We start from the raw sequence: 17,045 nt of genomic DNA, 5'->3' as shown, positions 1-17,045 counted from the left end.
TTCTCTTACTCCCCGTTCGTTTCGGAAGGCCACTGCTCCAGGAGCACGTGGAGGGCCTCCAGCCCGCGCGACCAGGACTCCTGCACGGGGCGGGAGTGGCCGAAGCCGCCGCTGAACTCCAGGTGGATGTAGCCGTGGAAGGTGCTGCGCAGCAGCCGGCCGGCGTCGGTCAGGTCCGGCTCGGTCAGGCCGTAGCCGCGCAGCATGCCGTAGGTCAGCTCGACGCTGCGCCGGAACCCGATGGAGTCCGCGACCTCTTCCGGTGCGAGCTGCATCTGCGTCGCGGCGTACCGGCCGGGGTGCGCGAGCGCGTAGGACCGGTAGGCGTCGGCGAAGGCGATGAGCGCGTCCTTGCCGGCCCGGCCCGCGACGGCGGCGGCGATGCGCTCGGTCATCTCCGCGGACCCGAGCAGGGCGATCCGCACGCGCAGCTCCCGCAGGTTCTTCACGTGCGAGTACAGGCTGGCGTCCTTGACGCCGAAGTGCCGCGCGAGGGCGGAGACGGTGACCTTCTCCAGCCCGGCCTCGTCCGCCATCGCCGCGGCTGCGTCCGTCAGCTTGGCCACGGTCAGCCCTGCTCGCACCATGCGTACCCCTTTCCTAGGACCTCTAGGAAAAAAGCTAGCACACCTAGGCGACGCCTCTTCAGATATTTCGCCGCTCGTTCGGGTGCTGCAGCGCCCCATCGCCACTGTCACGGCGTCAGTGCCACGCACCACGGCCGGCCGCACCCCCGCATGCGAAGATCGTTTCGCTGTATGTGCTGGTGACGACGGTGGTGGAGGGCAACGATGTACGCGATATCCCTGGGCGACGACGGCGCCGAACTGTGCCCGCTCGAGCCGTGGCAGGCCGAGGAGTTCCTGGCCCACGTCGACCGGGGGCGGGAACTGATCGGGCAGCACATCCCGCTGGCGGACGTGGTCACCGATCTGGAGTCGAGCCGTACGTTCCTCCAGCGGTACGCGGACAAGGCGGCCGCCGACGCCGGGCGGCTGTACGGCGTCCGGACGGACGGCAAGCTGGTCGGCGGTGTCCTCCTCCGGACCATGGACGTCGTACAGGGCACCGCCGAGGCCGGCTGCTGGCTGGAGCCGGCGGCGGTGGGCAAGGGGCTGATCACCAGGGCGGTCGGCGTGCTCATCGACTGGGCCGTCGAGGAGCGGGGGATCCACCGCGTGGAGTGGCAGGTCTCGACGGCCAACGCACCCAGCATCGCCGTGGCCCGCCGCCTCGGAATGACGAAGGAAGGCGTACTGCGCGCGAGCTACCCGTACCGGGGGCAGCGGCGCGACATGGAGGTCTGGTCGGTCCTGGCACCGGAGTGGCGGGCGCGCAAGCGGGCGGCTCAGGCTCAGGGGGCGTAGCCGTGAACGGGGGCCCGGTCGACCGGGCCCCCGTTCAGTTGTTCCGGTAGCGGGTCAGCGGGCGGAGGCACTCTCGTAGTGCGGCCGGGAGGCCTGCGGCCCCGCTTGGTGGCGCCCCCGGTCGTGGCCCGGGCGGAACGGCCACCACGTGCCCCGGCCGAGGATCGCGGCGAGCGCGGGCACCAGCACGATGGACAGGACGAAGGCGGAGAGCACGATGCCCAGCGCCGTCGCGAAGCCGATCTGCTGCGTGGAGGGGGCCGCGTTGACGGCGAGGCTGCCGAAGGACGCGGCCAGGACGATTCCCGCCGTGGCGATGGCGGGTGCGGTGTGGCGCACGGCGCGGGCGACGGCGGCACGGGCCGGGCCGGGGCGTTCCATCTCCTCGCGGATGCGGTCGCCGATGAGGATGTTGTAGTCGGTGCCGAGGGCTACGACGAAGAGGAACAGCACCAGTGGCAGGACGAAGTTGACGCCCGGCTTGCCGAGGAGGTGCTGGAAGAAGAGCGCGGAGGCGCCGAGCGTGGCCGCGAAGCCGAGGCCGACGGCGATCATGAGGACGGCCGGGGCGAGCAGGCTGCGCAGCAGGACGAGCAGGATGAGGGCGATGAGCACCGCGGCGACCGGGAACACGATCTTCAGGTCGTGGTCGACGGCGGTGGAGATGTCCGCGAAGATCGCGGCCGTGCCGCCGACGTGGGCTTCCAGGCCGGCGGGTGTGTGCGCGGCGACGGTGGCGCGGACGGGCCCCGAGACCAGGTCGCGGGCCTGCTGTGACTGGGTGTCGGCGGTGAGGTAGAGGTCGATGCGGGCGGCGGTGCGGTCGCCGTTGAGGGTGGTCCTGCCGACCTGCCCGACGCCCTTGACCCCGGCGAAGGCCTTGGGCAGGGCGTCGAGCGCCTCGGGGTTGAGGGCACGGCCGTCCTTGGCGGTCACGTAGACGGTGGCCGGGTCGGACACTCCGGCGGGCAGGGCGCGGGAGATCTCGGCGGAGGTGACGGCGGCCGGGGTGCCGTGGGTACCGGAGGTCTGGCCGAAGTCCATCCGGATGCCGGCCAGTCCGGTCGCCAGGGCGCCGAGCAGGGCGACGGAGGCCAGCACGGCGGTGAACGGCCGGCGGGCGACCAGGTCGCCGACGCGCGCGGCCGCACCGGGACGGGGCTCGTACTTGAGGGAGCGTGAGGGCCAGAACATCTTGCGGCCGGTGACCGCGAGCAGCGCGGGCATCAGGGTCAGGCCGGCCAGCAGCATGACGAGCACCGACACGGCGATGGCGGGGCCGAGCACGCGGAACTGTCCGAAGGTCGCCACGCCGAGGGTGGCGAAGGCGGCCACGACGGTGAGGGCGGCGGAGGTGATCGCGGTGCCGACGCGGGCGCTGACCTCGGCCGACACGGCGCGCGGGGCCAGGTCGGGGTGGGCCCGCAGCTGTTCGCGGAAGCGGAAGAGGAGGAAGAGGAAGTAGTCGACGCCTATGCCGATCAGCACGACGCTGATCATGCTCGGGGTGGAGGGATCGAGCGTGATGCCGGTGAGCATCGCGAGGCCGACCACCGCTCCCGCCGCGGCGCCGCCGACGATGACGACCGCGAGCAGGGGAACGAAGGCGGCCAGCACGCTGCGGAACACCAGGATGTTGATCAGCACGATCAGGCCGATCATGAGGGTGCCGACGACCCTCTGGGTGATCTCCTCGGCTTCGGCGGTGTCGACGAGGTCGGCCAGGCCGCCGGTGAAGCCCGTACGCATCCCGGCCTCGGCGAAGTCGGCCTTCGCCCGGTCGCGGAAGGCGCGGTAGAGGTCGTGCATGCCGGGGTCGGCGGAGTTGCCGGTCAGCTGCACCGAGAGCAGCTCGAAGCTGCGGTCGGGCGCGACCATGGCCGGGCTGACCTTCGGCGTCTGGGAGTGGTCCTCGGCCAGGAAGGAGGGCGGCCCGTCCTCCTTGGGTTCGGGCATCGCGACGCGCCGCTGACCCAGTTGCTCGGCTAGGGCTCCGACACGCCGGTGGTCGGATCCGGTCAAGGGCTTGCCGTCGGCGCGGGCGACGAGCACGGTCACCGCGTTCGCATCGGGCTTCACCCCGAACCGCTCCTCTGCGACCTTGAGCGCGGCGGCCGAGTCGTACTTCGCGGGCAGGAAGTCGCCGCTCTGGCTCTGGGTGACGCGGTAGAGCAGCGCCTGGCCGAGCATGGTCAGGAGGATGCCGACCACCGCCCAGAGGGCGATGACCTTCCATGGGTTGCGGGTGGAGAGCCCGGTCAGGGCGCGGATCACGGTGTCCTCCGGCAGTGGGTGGAGCGCCGGGTCGTCCCGGCCGGTGTCCAGCTCATCAGCGCGGAACGCAGGATCCGTCCGAGTGCAGGACGAGAAACGGACTGGGAGCGGGGGCCCGGGAGCGGCCGCCGACCAGGACCGTGGTCCTGGTCGGGGATCGGCTCGGGGGCCCGGGGCCGAGCCGCCGGCCGGTGCCAGAATGGATCATCGGATGACAGCCGCGCCGCACCGGAAGTGGTCGGAGGCGGGGGCGGCTGAGGGGGAAGGACCGTGATGTCGACGACGCGCCCGGGCGCAAGGGATTCAACCGGAGGGTTCCGGGCTGCGCCGAGCGGCGACGCGCTCCCCTGGACGCGCAACGACGCGCTCGTCGCGGTCGGGGCCGCGGCCGTGGACCTGATCGGCTTCACGCTCGCCAGCCAGGTCGATCTCGGGTACGTCCCGCCGGCCGGGTGCGTACTCATGGTGGTGTCCGCGCTGCCGCTGCTGGCCCGGCGCCGGGCGCCGGTGCTGACGCTCGCGGCCGTCCTGCTGTTCGGCCTGGGGCTGAACCTGAGCGTGCCGGTGGCGCAGCACTTCAACGCCACGATCGTGGTCGCGCTGTACACGGTCGTACGGACCCGGCGCGCGGCCGTTGCCGCGGCGGCGACGCTCGCGGCCGTGACGCTGCCGCTGGTGGGACTGGCGTCCTGGCCGCGGCTGAGGCTCGTGGACGTGGTGGCCAACGGGGCCACCGGGGCGATCGTCGTCATCGCCGCGATCGTGATGACCCACTGGCAGCGGGACATCGAGGCCAACCGCCGGCTCCTCGCCGACCGGGCCGTCGCCGACGAACGACGGCGCATCGCACGGGAACTGCACGACATCGTGGCGCACCACATCACCACCATGCAGCTGATGGCCGGAGGCGCCCGGGCCAACCTCGCCCACGACCCCGAGGTGGCCAGGGAGGCACTGGTCGACCTGGAGGCGTCCGGGCGGATCGCGCTGCGCGAGATGCGGCAACTGCTGGACGTACTGCGCGCCGGGGAGGAGCCTGAAGAGGCACCGGCCGCCCCGCAGCCCGGGATCGGGGACCTGGAGCGGGTCGTCTCCGAGTCGTGCCGGGCCGGGTTGCCGACCGCACTCGACGTGCGGGGCGAGGAGCGCCCGCTGCCGCCGAGCGTGGGCCTGACCGTGTTCCGGATCGTGCAGGAGGCCCTGACCAACGCGCGCAAGCACGCGGGCAGGGCGCAGGCGTCCGTACGGCTGACCTACGAGCCGGGCGGGGTGGCGGTGGAGGTGTCGGACGACGGCGCGGGAGCCGGCACGGACGCGGGCTTCGGCACGGACGCGGGCTTCGGGTGGGGGGCCGGGGTCGGGGCCGGGGCCCTGGCCGGTGCGCGCTCCGGTTACGGCCTGGTCGGGATGCGGGAGCGGGTCGTGCTGCACGGCGGGACGCTGGAGGCCGGTCCGCTGGAGGAGGGCGGGTTCCGGGTGTCGGCCCGGTTGCCGCTGAAAACCGACGAACAGCTGCTGCCGGCGACCGGCGAGGAGGTGCTGCGATGAGCGCGGTGACGAACGATGCGAAGGCGAACACGAACGCGGGCGTGAGCCTGAACGGGGGCGGGGACAGGGGCAGGAGCACGGGCAGGGACGGGAACGTGGGCGGCAACGTGGGCGCGATGAGTGACGTGGTGGGGCGGCGGACGATCAGAGTGCTGATCGCGGACGACCAGCCGCTCGTACGACGCGGGCTCGCGCTGATCCTCACGCCCGACCCGGCCTTCGAAGTGGTGGGCGAGGCGGGGGACGGCGCGCAGGCGGTGGACCTCGCGCACCGGCTGCGGCCCGACGTCGTCGTGATGGACATCCGGATGCCGGTACTGGACGGGGTCGCCGCGACCGGGCAGCTCTCACGGGAACTGCCCGGCTGCCGGGTGCTGGCGCTCAGCACCTTCGACATGGACGAGTACGTGGTGGCCGCCCTGCGGGCCGGCGCCTACGGCTTCCTGCCCAAGGACATCTCGCCGGAGGAACTGGTCGCGGCGGTACGGGTGGTGCACATGGGAGAGGCCGCGGTCGCGCCCCGGCTGCTGACCAGGCTCATCTCCACCTACGTCAGGGCCCCGCGCCGCCCGGAGCCGCCCGTCGCGCACACGGGCGAGCTCACACCGCGCGAGCTGGAGGTGTGGCGGCTGATGGCCACGGGGCTCGACAACACCGGGATCGCGGGGGCCATGGACATCAGCCTGTCCACCGTCAAGAACCACATCACCAACGTTTTCGGGAAACTCGGCGTCCGTGACCGGGCTCAGGCGGTGATCGCCGCGTACGAGACGGGACTGGTCGAAGTGGGCGGCGGGCGGAACTCCGTGTCTCAGCGGAACTCGTGAACCACCTGGATCTCACCGACGATATGGGCGTTGAATTCCTCGAGCTCCTCGGCCGGAACCCACAGTTCGAGAATCGTCCGCCCACCGGCCTGCCGGACCGGATAACGGCTCAGGAATTCGGCCTCGGCCTCGAATCGGGTGACGAAACCGGCGCCGTCGTGTTTCACGTTCCAGTCCCGGGCAATGGTGATCGCGTAATCCTCGTTGAGGACCGGGTAGAAGATCGGCTGCTCGGGGAGACGGGGCGGCCAGGCACGCCAGCCCGCATCCCGGACCAGGTCCAGCTCCTTGGGGCCGGTGGGGCGCCACAGGGTCGTCGTCGCCGGTCGGATGGGCATGTGAATCACTCTCTGGATCTGGACCTGGAAGTGGGCCTGGGCCTGGGACTGGGATTGGGGCTGGGACTGGGGCTGGGAAGCTGCCGGTACGGCTGATCGGGAGACCAGACAGTACCTGCCTCGCCGGCTGGGCGACCACCCGTTTTCGTACGGCTGCCGTATCGCCCGAAGGACCGTGAGCAGAGCGCTCACGGTCCGACGTGCGGGTGATGTCAGGTCACCAGCGGTACCAGCGGCCTCGGCCGCCGCCCCCGGGGCCCGGGGAACGCATGACGAAGCCGAGGAGCCAGAGCACCAGGACCGCCACGGCGACCCACCAGAGCAGCTTCACCGCGAACCCTGCGCCGAAAAGGATCAGCGCGAGGAGCAGAACAAGGAGAAGAGGAACCATCGTTATCAACCTCCGAAACGACGTGTTCCCCGGATTCCCGTTCCCACACGGTCCGCGAGATTCCCGAACCGCCCATGGCTAGCGTTCCGAGAGCTCCGACGGGGCCTCCTGGACCACCCAGCCATTGCCGTCCGGGTCCTCGAACGTCATGAACGAGTTCCACGTGCCGCCCTTGCCGTCCTCCCAGCCCGTCGCACCGACGTGGCGGACCGGGGAGACGTCCACACCCCGGCTCACCAGCTCCTCGCGGGCCGCCTCGATGTCGGTGACGCAGAGCTGGAGGCCCTGCAGCGTGCCGGGGGACATCACCTTCGTACCCGGTGCCACCGGCATCCCCTCGAGCATCGCGATCGAACACCGCGAGCCGGGCGGGGTCATCTGGATGATCCGCATGCCGGGGGCCACCTCGTCGTCGAGGTCGAGCTTGAAGCCGGCCTTGCCGACGTAGAACTCCTTCGCCCGGTCCATGTCGGCGACGGGGACCGGGACGACTTCGAGTGTCCAGTTCCGGTTCTTGGTGTTCGTGGTGTTCTTAGGGTTCGTGGTGTTCGTGGTGCTCATGGTGAGTCTCCTCAAGAACGCCGGCGTGTCCGGCACCACGCCGGCCGCCCGGTTACCCAGTGTGCAACCGCACATCCGGAGCGGCGTAGTCGGGATCATCAAGTGGGTGAAGGGCCTCCGTACGTCATCCGGCTTAGCTTCACTCGTTCGCGTGCGCGCACGCGCGCGCGACTGGTTCGCTGATGGCGCGCATTTCCCGATGAGAGGGGCAAACAGCGCATGACTACAGGCCCGTTAGCGCCCGGAGTGTTCGTCAAGGAACAGCCCAGCGGAGTCAGGACGATCACCGGCGCAGGGACGTCCACCCCTGCCTTCCTCGGGTACTCCCTCCGGGGCCCCGGTGATCTCACGGCTTCCCCGCCGACCCTCGTCAGGAGCTGGCCCGAGTTCGTCGACCTCTTCCACTTTCGCCCGCCGCACCCGGTGGAAGCGGTCGAAGAGGAGCTGAAGACGCTGGTCAAGGCCATCGAGGAGGTCAGCGGGGAGCTCAAGCCGCTTGAGGACCACCTCCGGGAGGCGGCGACCGGGGAGCCGGAACCGACCGTAACCCCTGAAGCGTTCGACAAGCTCGTCGCCGTCCGTACGGCCCAGTGGCAGGATCAGCCGGTCGCACCGGCGGACGAGGAGGCGGCCGCAGCCACCGCGACGACCGTCTCCGAAGCCCACCCCGACGAGTACACGCAATGGAACTCGACCGGGGCCCGGCTGCTGCCGCTCCACCAACGCCAGGCGGAGCTGACCGCCCTCAAGGAACACCTCGACGAAGCGAAGACCTATCAACTCGCCGAAGCCGTCTACGGATTCTTCGCCAACGGCGGGACGTCCTGTTACATCCTCCGGCTCGACCATGCCCAGGGCCTCGCCGCGCAAGTCGACGGTGATCCTGTTGCACGCACCGGTCTCGCCGGGCTGAAGACCGTCCCGGAAGTGACCATGGTCGCCGTTCCGGACCTCTGGTCCAAGGGGACCGATGCCGCGACGGGCGCGACCGTCATCAGCAAAGTCGCGGGCCATTGCACGACCATGCGCAACCGGCTCGCCCTGCTGGAACCGCCGCCCGGCACGGCACCCGGCGACGTTGCCGGTTTCCTGACGAAGCTGGCATCGCCGGACACGACCGACGCCGAGTTCACCACGCTCTATTACCCGTGGGTGAACGTGCCGGGCGTCGACGGCACCCCGCGCACCGTCCCGCCCTGCGGGCACATCGCCGGCGTCTGGGCCCGCACGGATGCCGAACGCGGCGTCTTCAAGGCCCCCGCCAACCAGAACCTCCGCGGCGTGCTGACGCTGCCAACGCTGCTGACCGAGGACCGCCACGGAGAGCTCAACGCCCATGGCGTGAACTGTCTGCGGGTCTTTCCCGACCGCGGCCTGCTGGTGTGGGGCGCACGGACGAGGTCCAGCAGTCGCGACTGGAAGTACCTCAACGTCCGCCGCCTCGTCTCCTTCCTCTCCGGCTCCATCCGCCAATCCACCACCTGGGCCGTCTTCGAACCCAACGACGACCGCCTCTGGGCCACCCTCCGCCACTCCGTCACCAGCTTCCTCACCGACCAATGGCGACAAGGGGCCCTCCAAGGCCGCACACCCGACGAAGCCTTCTACGTCATCTGCGACAACACCAACAACACCCCCGCCACCATCGACAACGGCGAAGTCCACTGCGACATCGGCATCGCACCCGTCCGCCCCGCCGAATTCGTCCACTTCACCATCACCCAGATCGCCGACGGTCCTGCACAGTCCGGCTGATCCGCGCAGCCCAGCCCGGCCCGGCACCATGAGGACACCATGAGCCCAGGAGGCACCGCACGTGTTGACCGGTGACACCTTCAGCAGCAGCACCTTCGCCATCGAACTGGGCAAGTTCCAGGTCGAGACCGTCCAGGACGTCTCAGGGCTGACCCTGGAACAGGACGTGGTCGAGACCCGCCAGGTCTCCTCCACGGGAGAACTGATCGTGCGCAAACAGCCGGGCGCCCGCCGCACCGGCGAGATCACGATCACCCGCGGCATGGACAAGAGCACCGCGTTCACCGACTGGATCAAGGCCACGCTGGTCGACGCCGACCTCGACAGCGCCCGGCAGAACATCACCATCGCCCTCAAGGACGCCAAGAAGGAGACCGTCCGGCGCATCCACCTGAGCAACGCCTGGGCCTCGCGCTGGGAAGGCCCTCAGCTCGGGGCGACGAACTCCGGCGTCGCCACGGAACAGGTGACGATCACCTACGAGGACATCACCGTCGAATAGCTCTCCCCCCGTCACGACGCGTCGCAAGCACAGCAGCAGATGATGAAGGAGAGGGAGCAGCAGCGATGACCACACCGAAGCCCCCGGGCGTCTACGTCACGGAGAAGTCCAGCGGCGTCCGCATGATCGTCGGGGTGGGTACCTCCACTCCTGCGTTCCTGGGTTACACCAAGGTTCCGGACACCAGGAACGAGGGGGCGGCCACTCCCCCGTTCACGGCCGAGGAGCGCACGCACCCCCAGCGGATCCGCGGCTGGCAGGAGTTCGCCGCCCGCTACAGCATCCAGGAGCTGAGCGCGGAGCTCGCCGGCCTTCTGAAGAAGAACAGCAAGGCAGCGGAAGACCTCAAGAAGGTCCGCGCATTGCAGCGGTGCCTCGTCCTCGCGGAATCCGTCTACGGGTTCTTCGCCAACGGGGGCACGTCCTGTTACGTCGTGGGCTTCACCGATCCCTCGGCGGCCGTCGCGAGCACGGCGCTGCAGGGCAATGCCGATCAGCGGACGGGTCTGGCCGGGCTGGAGACCGTCCCCGAGGTGACCATGGTCGCCGTGCCGAATCTGTGGGACATGACCGCCGCGGTCTCCGAGGCCGAGACGCCCCCCGCACCGGACCTGGACACAGGACGGGGGCTGATGAGCGCTGTCGTCGGCCACTGCAAGGCTCTGAACAACCGCCTCGCAGTGCTCGACGCCCCTCCGGGCCAGACCGCCGAACCGCTCAAGGCGTTCGCCGACTCGCTCCCGTCCCAGGACACGTCCGACGCGGAGTTCACCACGCTCTACTACCCGTGGGTGAACGTGCCCGGCGTCGACGGGACCCCACGCACCGTCCCGCCTTCCGGCCACATCGCCGGCGTCTGGGCCCGTACCGACGCCGAACGCGGCGTCTTCAAGGCCCCCGCAAACCAGAACCTCCGCGGCGTGCTCGACATCCCGGTCCTGCTCACCGACGACATGCAGGGAGAGCTCAACTCCAAGGGCGTGAACTGTCTGCGGGTCTTCCCCGACCGCGGCCTGCTGGTGTGGGGCGCACGGACGAGGTCCAGCAGTCGCGACTGGAAGTACCTCAACGTCCGCCGCCTCGTCTCCTTCCTCTCCGACTCCATCCGCCAATCCACCACCTGGGCCGTCTTCGAACCCAACGACGACCGCCTCTGGGCCACCCTCCGCCACTCCGTCACCAGCTTCCTCACCGACCAATGGCGACAAGGGGCCCTCCAAGGCCGCACACCCGACGAAGCCTTCTACGTCATCTGCGACAACACCAACAACACCCGCACCACCATCGACAACGGCGAAGTCCACTGCGACATCGGCATCGCACCCGTCCGCCCCGCCGAATTCGTCCACTTCACCATCACCCAGATCGCCGGACAGCCGGGGCCGAACAGCTAGCCGCCGTTCACGGCCCCGCCCACGACGTCAGGAGTGCTGTCCGTCATGCAGAAGCTCGTGGTGCGGGAGGGTGATCTGGTGACGATCCAGGTGACCTTGACCGTGCCCTCCGCCGCGTCTGCCGTCGAAACCTCCACCAGCCCAGCGCTCGCCCCGCCTCCTCCTGCCTTCCGTCTGCAGGGCTCGGCCGGCTTCCGGGTCGAGGGACACGTCGCCTGCGTCCCGGGCGACATCGAGTCCCTGCGGATCGAAGGAGTCCCCTACGTGGTGCCGCCGGCGTTTCCCGTCCCGGGGGCCGGCACCGTCGAACTCAAGGTGCCGAAGCGGAACCGCGCCCAGTACGCCAGGACCACACAAGGCAAAGAGGTCGTCGTCGACGGCGGCCCGCTCGAGCTGGTCTTCACCCCGACGACGGCGGCGCGCATCCTCAACCCGCCCGCCGAGGACAAGGAGAAGGAGTACGAAGGCACGGCCGTCCTCACCTGCGTCCGCGCATGGCCCGTCACCGCCGGTCCTGCCACCTGACCGGCCCTTTCGCGCTTGTGCCCTGGACACCGGTCCGGTGTCCAGGGCACAAGCACATCAAGGCACATCAAGGGCGGCAAGGCACGGCAGGGCAGGGCACGGGGCGGAGCGGCGCAGTCAGCCCGTCGCTTCCGTGGCCCAGACGAAGTCGTAACGGATCTCCTGCCCGTTGACCCGTACGGCTTCGTCGCGGTTGCGCAGCTGCACGGTGAACGCCGCCCCCGGCAGGAGGAGCACTTCTTTCTCCTCCGGCTTCTGCGAGAAGGCGGAGATGTCCCGTCCGCTGCGTCCGGCGAGTTCGAGCCGGTAGAGGACCCTGCGGCCTCCGGCGGTCGGGTACTGGAGCGGCAGGAACTCCTCGGCCTTCTTCCGCTTCTCGCTGGTGCTGGTGAAGCCGTCGAAGGCAATGCGTTTCCGGGGCCACATCTCCCACCCCGCGCGGTACACCGACCCCGTTACGGGAGGGAGCCGGTGGAGGGAGTCGGCGAGTATGTCGGCATGGGTCTTGGCCTCGGCCCGCAGTGTGCCGGCGAGGGCATGCATCCTCGTCCGCACGGGCTCCAGCCGGGCCTTCCGCTCCTGATCGTCGATACCGGGCGCCGTGTACCGGCTGATCAGCCCCTGGAGCTCGTCGTCACGCCACCTGGTGAAGGGCACCTCTGTGGGCACGCCCTCGGCGACCCGGGAGATCATCTCGTCGATCAGCCGGCCGACGCCGACCGACGTGAAACCGCCGGGAGTGGTGAGAACACGGTTGATGAGCTGGTGGTTGTCACCGGTGTACTGCGTCAGCGCCAGGAAGTGCGCGAAGTCGAGGTCCTTGCCGGGTCCGTCCGCGCCGCCTGCCTGCCGCTGCAGGCGCCGCTGCTTGCGGCGCGCCGCGCGCACCGTGTCGTCGTGAACGGTGAGCATCCCGCCGTCCTCCCGCTCGGCCTGCGCCTCCTGTTCGTAGAGCGCGGCGTACGGCGGCTCGGGCAGCTTCGCCCGGGGCAGCGTGGCCCGCACGAACGCGTCGAAGTCCCGGTACATCGCGGCCACGTCCTTGGAGGACGCCGTGAGGCCGGAGAGGCTCGCGAGGCCGGCCGCTTTCGCGCCGCGCAGGATCTCGTACAGCGAGTGGTCCCGGCCCGTCAGCATCCAGGAGGCGACGGCGAGGAAGAACTCCCGCTCGGAACGCTCCTGCCCGCCGCCCGGTCCTCCCGGCACGGCCTTCAGCCAGCGGAAGGCGCTGAGCATGCGGGTGGTGGTGCCGGAGATGCCCGCGACGAGGGGTGCGCCGCGCTCGTGGTGCTTGCGGTACCAGGCGGCTGCGGGGTTCATGGCGAAGAGCGCCTGCCCCGAGGCCCAGGGCAGGGGGAACTCGGGCCCCTGCTCCCCGGCCGGAGCCACGGCCGCCCAGATGGCTTCCGGGGTGACGTCGTACTCCTGCGGGTGGATCCGGTCGCCGTCGAGCCGGACGCCTTCGACGCGCAGGGGTGTGGTGCTGCTCTGTGCGTGTGCCCGCTCCGCTTCGCTCAGGGGCACGCCGAGGTCCTGGTAGTTGCGGAGGGTGCTCCTGCCCGGTCCGGTCCCGGCCGCGGCCTCGGGCCGCTCGGTCCTGCCCTGCTGACTGCGGCCCATCGACACGGTGGTGCCGGTGCCGTGCTGGAGGGTCATGTTGCCCAGGGCGAAGATGTCCTTCGCGAACAGGCGCCCGATGTCCTGCGGCAGTTGCCCGAGGACGCTGCGGGTGCCGCCGGTCAGGTACTCCCGCTGCGCGCTCAGGGCTTCGGTGTCGAGGCCGAGTTCGCGGGCGCGCCGCAGGTCGCCGTCGAGGACGATGCGGTGCAGGAGGGTCTTGAAGGAGACGTCGCGGGCGTCTCCGGACGGCCCGGGCTGGGGGCCGTATTTGTAGTAGGCGGCGTTGTAGAAGGCGGTGACGAGCTCGCGGACGGTGGCGGAGGAGCCGGGGGCGGTCCACTGCAGGAGCCGCTCCCGGGCGTCTCCCGCCGTTCCCCCCGTTCCCGCCGTTCCCGCCGTATCTCCCGTGCCGACCTGGCCGGCGCTGGCCGGATCGTCCTTGAGGAAGGCTCCCGCCGCCCGCTCCGCGGTGAATTCCGCGCTCAGCACCTCGTTCAGCCGCAGCACGGCCGTACGGGCGGCGCGGCCGACCTCGGGTGCGGCTGCCAGAGCGGCGCCGAGCCGCTGTTCGTAGAGCTCGGCCTCCTGGTGCCAGCGGGGCGAGGCGACGAGGCGACGGTGGCCGAACGGCGCGCCGGCCGCGGCCTGCTGTCCGCCGGCGCCGAGCGCGTGGGCGGCCGTCGCCGCGTTGCCGGCCTGCTGCTGGAGCTCCTTGAGGCGGGCGGCGAGGATGTCTCCCACCGCGGCCAGGTGCGAGGCCGGCGGTGCCGCGGCTTCGGTGGCGGGGGCGGGGGCGGGATCCTGGCGCTGCTCCGGCTCCGGGAGCGGGCCCGGGCTCACCGCGACACCGCCCGGGCCACCCGTACCGCCTGCGCGGCCGGCCCCGCCTGCCCGGCCCGGCCCGCCTGCCCGGCCCGGCCGACCTGGGCTGCCTGGGCCGCCTGCCCGACCTGCGCCGTTGCGGGGAACCGGGACTCGTCCACGTAGCGCCCGAGCTTGGCGTACTCCTCCCGGACGGCGGCCAGCAGGTCGGCCGCGCTCAGGGGGCGGTTCTCGTCGGCGGCGCGGTAGGCGGCGGTGATCGCGCAGCAGCGGATCGCACCGCCGGGCAGGTCGAAGGCGGCGGCGAGAGTGTCGAGCGCGGCGTCGTCGAGGTCGGCGGCCCGGGGCAGGCAGGGACCCAGGCAGCGGTCCCACAGGGCTCGGCGCTGCACTTCGTCGGGGGCGGGGAAGTGCACGACGAGGTCCAGGCGGCGCAGGAACGCGGAGTCGATGTTGGCGTGCATGTTGGTGGTGAGGAGGGCGAGGCCGTCGAAGGACTCCAGGCGCTGTAGGAGATAGGACGTGCCGGTGTTGGCGTAGCGGTCGTGGGCGTCCTGGGTGGCGGTGCGCTTGCCGAAGACGGCGTCGGCCTCGTCGAAGAGGAGGACGGCGTTGACGGCGTCGGCCTCGGTGAAGATGCGTTCGAGGTTCTTCTCGGTCTCGCCGATGTACTTGTCGACGACCGTCGCGAGGTCGACGACGTACAGATCGAGGCCGAGGTCCGCGGCCACGACCTCGGCGGCGAAGGTCTTCCCGGTGCCCGAGGCGCCGCTGAAGAGGGCGGTGACGCCGCGCCCGCGCCCGCCGCCGGGCCTCATCCCCCATTGGCCGAGGACTTGGTCGCGGTGGCGGATGCGGCGGGCGAGGCCGCGCAGTTGCTCGTACGGGCGCTCGGGCAGGACCAGGTCGGGCCAGGAGACGGCTGGCCGTACGCGCCGGGCGAGGCGGCCGAGGGTGCTGCCGTTCCAGCTACGAGCGGCGGCGTGGACGGCTGCCGGGCCGAGGGGCGTGCCGTCCGCGTCGGCCTGCCGGCAGGCGGACGCGGCCACGGCGGGGATCCGGTGCGGGGCGATCCGGTACCGGGCGCCTGCGGCCGCGGCCTCGTCGATCCGGTCGGCCGTCGCCGCATCGAGCCCGTCGGCCTCCGCCTCATGGGTACCGACGGCCGGACCGGTGAGCGCGCGTAACTCGTGCCGCCACATTGCCGCCCGCTCGGGCTCCGTGATCGGCGGGCACTCGACCAGGACGGGGGGCGTGGGCATCCAGTGCGCGTCCCAGGGCTCCGGGCCGGTGAGTACGACCGGGACGGGCAGATCCGCGAGCGGGGCCAAGAGGGTGCGCATGCGCCGGACGTCGGAGGAAGTGCCGGCGGCGCCGAGGGAACCGGCGGAGCCGACAGGGCCGACCAGCAGCCCGCAGCCCCGCAGCCGCGCTTCGAGGACGGCGGCCCGGATCACGGCCTCCGCCCCCACCTCCGCCTGCGGCTCGTTCGGGAGGGCGGCGAGGGCGGCGAGGTCCAGCCGGAGCGCCGGCCTGCCGACCGCTGCCAGCGCCGTCTCGGCGACGCTCCCGGCCGCGCCGCCGGGCCCGTCGCGCAGGTGGGCCGACGGGTGGCGGGCGAGCAGCGAGGCGAGGTGCCGGGCGGTGGCAGCGAGCGGCCCCTCGCCCGGCGGCGGAAACTGCGGTACGGGCCGGGGCAGACGTACGGCGCTGCGCAGGGCGGCCGGCAGGGCGTCATGGCCCAGCAGATGTGCGGTGACCCGGTCCGGTACGCGCAACGGACGGGTCAGGAAGGGGCGTCCGGCGTCGCCGTCCTCCAGCAGGCCCCCGGCCCGCAAGGGGCCGTCGGGCGAGAAGACGCGCCGGGCGGTCGCGGAGGCGCTGGGGACGCCGCACAGGGCGAGGGCGAGGCCGGTGGTGGCGTGACGGCAGGTGATGTCGTCGTTGAGGTACCCGTAACAGCGCTCGAAGCGTGCGTCGGTGTCGGGGGCGAGGGCGATCAGCAGGACGTCCACGTCCAGCGGGCTCAGGCCGAACTCCTGGGCGAGGCGCGTGAGGGGTGGTGCGGCACCGGCGGCGACGGCCGCCTCCTCGTGTGCGCGGAGGGCGGCGGCGAGACGGCCCTCGGCAGGGTCGGTGGGCAGCGGGCCTGTGGGGGCGTCCAGGAGGTGCGGGGCCGCGTCGTCGGAGATGTAGAGCCCCTGGAACGGGTCGAAGGGGGCGTCGGCGAGCCCCGGGAGCCCACCCGGTCCGGCCGCCGTCTCGTCACCGGTACGGACGGCGATGGCGCGCCGGACCCTGGCCTCGATCAGGGCCAGGCGGGCGAGGAGCCAGTCGGCGGCGGTGGGAGCCGCTGCCCCGGCGGCTTCGTCGGGGCGTGTCGGCGACGGTGCGGTCATCGGCCGCCGCCTTCCCCGGTGGGGCTGGTGGGATCGGTGGGATCGGTGGCCCGGCGCGGCGTTCCGGGCCGGAGGAACTCGACGTTCTCGTCGCCGATCACAAGGGGCTGGGACACCCAGTGGTCGTAGCCGGCCGGAAGGTACGACAGCAGGGGCACGGTCACGGTGACGTTCAGAGCGGGTGCGAGTGTGTGACCCACCGTGCTCCACAGCTCGGTCAGGGCCCGGTCCTCGGCCGGCGGGTGGCCGACGTCGAGAAGGGCCTGCAGGTGCATCTGCTCCAGCTCCGGAGGGAGCTGCACCTCGAACTCACGGCTCCTGGCGAAGCCGACGAGGAGTTCGCCGAGCATGCGGTGGGCGATGAGGGCGTCCGGCGCCAAGGCGCTGACGAGGTAGGACAGCCGGGCGTACCGGGGCGGGTCGTGCTGCGCCAGTTTCCTCCGCGGTTCGTCCCCGCCGCCCAGTGGCGTGACGTACTGATAGACGGTACCGGTCTGCTTGCGGTCCAGGTCCTCACGGATGTCGTACAGGTAGATGCCGACGGTCTCCGCGCCGGCGACCTCCCCGTCTCCGCCGTCGCGGCCCGAGGGCTGGAAGGTGACGCGGAAACCCGATGGCGGATAGGTCAGATCCCTCCGTACGCGTGCCTCCATCGCCAGGTCGACCAGTTCGATCATCTGTCTGCCTCTGTCTGCCGTTGTCGCCGCTGTCCGTGCCGGATG

The 17,045-nt window shown here is 71.4% G+C and carries 15 protein-coding genes; 7 read left to right on the top strand and 8 right to left on the bottom strand.

Annotation, left to right across the window (positions count from 1 at the left end):
• Positions 1-5: 5 nt before the first annotated feature.
• Positions 6-587 (bottom strand): TetR-like C-terminal domain-containing protein, encoded by a 582-nt coding sequence (locus AS857_RS04890; RefSeq protein ID WP_058041851.1) that lies wholly within the window; start codon positions 585-587, stop codon positions 6-8.
• 204 nt (positions 588-791) lie between these two features.
• Here AS857_RS04890 and AS857_RS04885 point away from each other — a divergent pair, with 204 nt between their 5' ends.
• Complete coding sequence (locus AS857_RS04885; protein ID WP_058041850.1) at positions 792-1,367, top strand: GNAT family N-acetyltransferase; 576 nt, start codon at positions 792-794, stop codon at positions 1,365-1,367.
• A 54-nt stretch (positions 1,368-1,421) separates the two neighbouring features.
• Here AS857_RS04885 and AS857_RS04880 read toward each other — a convergent pair whose 3' ends face one another.
• Positions 1,422-3,641 (bottom strand): MMPL family transporter, encoded by a 2,220-nt coding sequence (locus AS857_RS04880; protein ID WP_058041849.1) that lies wholly within the window; start codon positions 3,639-3,641, stop codon positions 1,422-1,424.
• Positions 3,642-3,914: 273 nt separating this feature from the next.
• Between AS857_RS04880 and AS857_RS04875 the strand changes: the two genes are divergently transcribed.
• Both AS857_RS04875 and AS857_RS04870 read left to right on the top strand, forming a co-directional pair.
• On the top strand, positions 3,915-5,189 hold the full coding sequence (locus AS857_RS04875; RefSeq protein ID WP_058041848.1) for a sensor histidine kinase: 1,275 nt from the start codon (positions 3,915-3,917) through the stop codon (positions 5,187-5,189).
• Between the two features lie 116 nt (positions 5,190-5,305).
• Complete coding sequence (locus AS857_RS04870; protein WP_058042103.1) at positions 5,306-6,016, top strand: response regulator; 711 nt, start codon at positions 5,306-5,308, stop codon at positions 6,014-6,016.
• Here AS857_RS04870 and AS857_RS04865 read toward each other — a convergent pair.
• The 3 genes from AS857_RS04865 to AS857_RS04855 form a co-directional block, all read right to left on the bottom strand.
• A complete protein-coding gene (locus AS857_RS04865) occupies positions 6,001-6,354 on the bottom strand; it encodes a hypothetical protein (protein WP_058041847.1) in 354 nt (117 codons plus the stop codon). The two genes, AS857_RS04870 and AS857_RS04865, sit on opposite strands and share 16 nt — an antisense overlap.
• A gap of 217 nt (positions 6,355-6,571) precedes the next feature.
• Positions 6,572-6,745 carry a hypothetical protein gene (locus AS857_RS04860; RefSeq protein WP_058041846.1) on the bottom strand — a complete coding sequence of 58 codons (174 nt, stop codon included), beginning with the start codon at positions 6,743-6,745 and terminating at the stop codon, positions 6,572-6,574.
• Between the two features lie 78 nt (positions 6,746-6,823).
• Positions 6,824-7,306, bottom strand: coding sequence for a VOC family protein (locus AS857_RS04855; protein ID WP_058041845.1), 483 nt, complete (start codon positions 7,304-7,306; stop codon positions 6,824-6,826).
• Positions 7,307-7,525: 219 nt separating this feature from the next.
• Between AS857_RS04855 and AS857_RS04850 the strand changes: the two genes are divergently transcribed.
• The 4 genes from AS857_RS04850 (at position 7,526) to AS857_RS04835 (ending at position 11,482) form a co-directional block, all read left to right on the top strand.
• Positions 7,526-9,061, top strand: coding sequence for a phage tail sheath family protein (locus tag AS857_RS04850; protein WP_063804156.1), 1,536 nt, complete (start codon positions 7,526-7,528; stop codon positions 9,059-9,061).
• A 61-nt stretch (positions 9,062-9,122) separates the two neighbouring features.
• Positions 9,123-9,563 carry a phage tail protein gene (locus AS857_RS04845; RefSeq protein ID WP_058041843.1) on the top strand — a complete coding sequence of 147 codons (441 nt, stop codon included), beginning with the start codon at positions 9,123-9,125 and terminating at the stop codon, positions 9,561-9,563.
• 65 nt (positions 9,564-9,628) lie between these two features.
• The gene (locus AS857_RS04840; RefSeq protein WP_058041842.1) at positions 9,629-10,957 is read left to right on the top strand and encodes a phage tail sheath family protein; all 1,329 of its coding nucleotides are present in this window, start codon (positions 9,629-9,631) and stop codon (positions 10,955-10,957) included.
• A 45-nt stretch (positions 10,958-11,002) separates the two neighbouring features.
• On the top strand, positions 11,003-11,482 hold the full coding sequence (locus AS857_RS04835; RefSeq protein ID WP_058041841.1) for a hypothetical protein: 480 nt from the start codon (positions 11,003-11,005) through the stop codon (positions 11,480-11,482).
• Positions 11,483-11,599: 117 nt separating this feature from the next.
• Here the strand turns inward: AS857_RS04835 and AS857_RS04830 are convergent, their stop codons facing one another.
• Genes AS857_RS04830 through AS857_RS04820 form a run of 3 tightly spaced genes read right to left on the bottom strand, consistent with a single transcriptional unit; the run spans position 11,600 to position 17,000 of the window.
• Positions 11,600-13,942, bottom strand: coding sequence for an ADP-ribosyltransferase (locus AS857_RS04830; protein WP_058041840.1), 2,343 nt, complete (start codon positions 13,940-13,942; stop codon positions 11,600-11,602).
• Positions 13,939-16,323: an AAA family ATPase gene (locus AS857_RS41810; protein ID WP_058041839.1), complete on the bottom strand. Its 2,385-nt coding sequence runs from the start codon at positions 16,321-16,323 to the stop codon at positions 13,939-13,941. Before AS857_RS41810 ends, AS857_RS04830 begins: the two co-directional genes overlap by 4 nt.
• Positions 16,320-17,000: a Pvc16 family protein gene (locus tag AS857_RS04820; RefSeq protein ID WP_058041838.1), complete on the bottom strand. Its 681-nt coding sequence runs from the start codon at positions 16,998-17,000 to the stop codon at positions 16,320-16,322. Before AS857_RS04820 ends, AS857_RS41810 begins: the two co-directional genes overlap by 4 nt.
• Positions 17,001-17,045: the final 45 nt, after the last annotated feature.

The organism is Streptomyces roseifaciens, assembly GCF_001445655.1.
GTDB classification, from domain to species: domain Bacteria; phylum Actinomycetota; class Actinomycetes; order Streptomycetales; family Streptomycetaceae; genus Streptomyces; species Streptomyces aureoversilis.
Note: the sequence above shows the minus strand (reverse complement) of the source record. Positions and strands in the feature narration are given on the sequence as shown.

Bases quoted from the DNA above. Each gene is read 5' to 3' on its own strand.
- AS857_RS04865 (WP_058041847.1), bottom strand. From the start codon at position 6,354: ATGCCCATCCGACCGGCGACGACGACCCTGTGGCGCCCCACCGGCCCC.
- AS857_RS04850 (WP_063804156.1), top strand. From the start codon at position 7,526: ATGACTACAGGCCCGTTAGCGCCCGGAGTGTTCGTCAAGGAACAGCCC.
- AS857_RS04870 (WP_058042103.1), top strand. From the start codon at position 5,306: ATGAGTGACGTGGTGGGGCGGCGGACGATCAGAGTGCTGATCGCGGAC.
- AS857_RS04835 (WP_058041841.1), top strand. From the start codon at position 11,003: ATGCAGAAGCTCGTGGTGCGGGAGGGTGATCTGGTGACGATCCAGGTG.
- AS857_RS04890 (WP_058041851.1), bottom strand. From the start codon at position 587: ATGGTGCGAGCAGGGCTGACCGTGGCCAAGCTGACGGACGCAGCCGCG.
- AS857_RS04875 (WP_058041848.1), top strand. From the start codon at position 3,915: ATGTCGACGACGCGCCCGGGCGCAAGGGATTCAACCGGAGGGTTCCGG.
- AS857_RS04820 (WP_058041838.1), bottom strand. From the start codon at position 17,000: ATGATCGAACTGGTCGACCTGGCGATGGAGGCACGCGTACGGAGGGAT.
- AS857_RS41810 (WP_058041839.1), bottom strand. From the start codon at position 16,323: ATGACCGCACCGTCGCCGACACGCCCCGACGAAGCCGCCGGGGCAGCG.
- AS857_RS04860 (WP_058041846.1), bottom strand. From the start codon at position 6,745: ATGGTTCCTCTTCTCCTTGTTCTGCTCCTCGCGCTGATCCTTTTCGGC.
- AS857_RS04840 (WP_058041842.1), top strand. From the start codon at position 9,629: ATGACCACACCGAAGCCCCCGGGCGTCTACGTCACGGAGAAGTCCAGC.
- AS857_RS04885 (WP_058041850.1), top strand. From the start codon at position 792: ATGTACGCGATATCCCTGGGCGACGACGGCGCCGAACTGTGCCCGCTC.
- AS857_RS04855 (WP_058041845.1), bottom strand. From the start codon at position 7,306: ATGAGCACCACGAACACCACGAACCCTAAGAACACCACGAACACCAAG.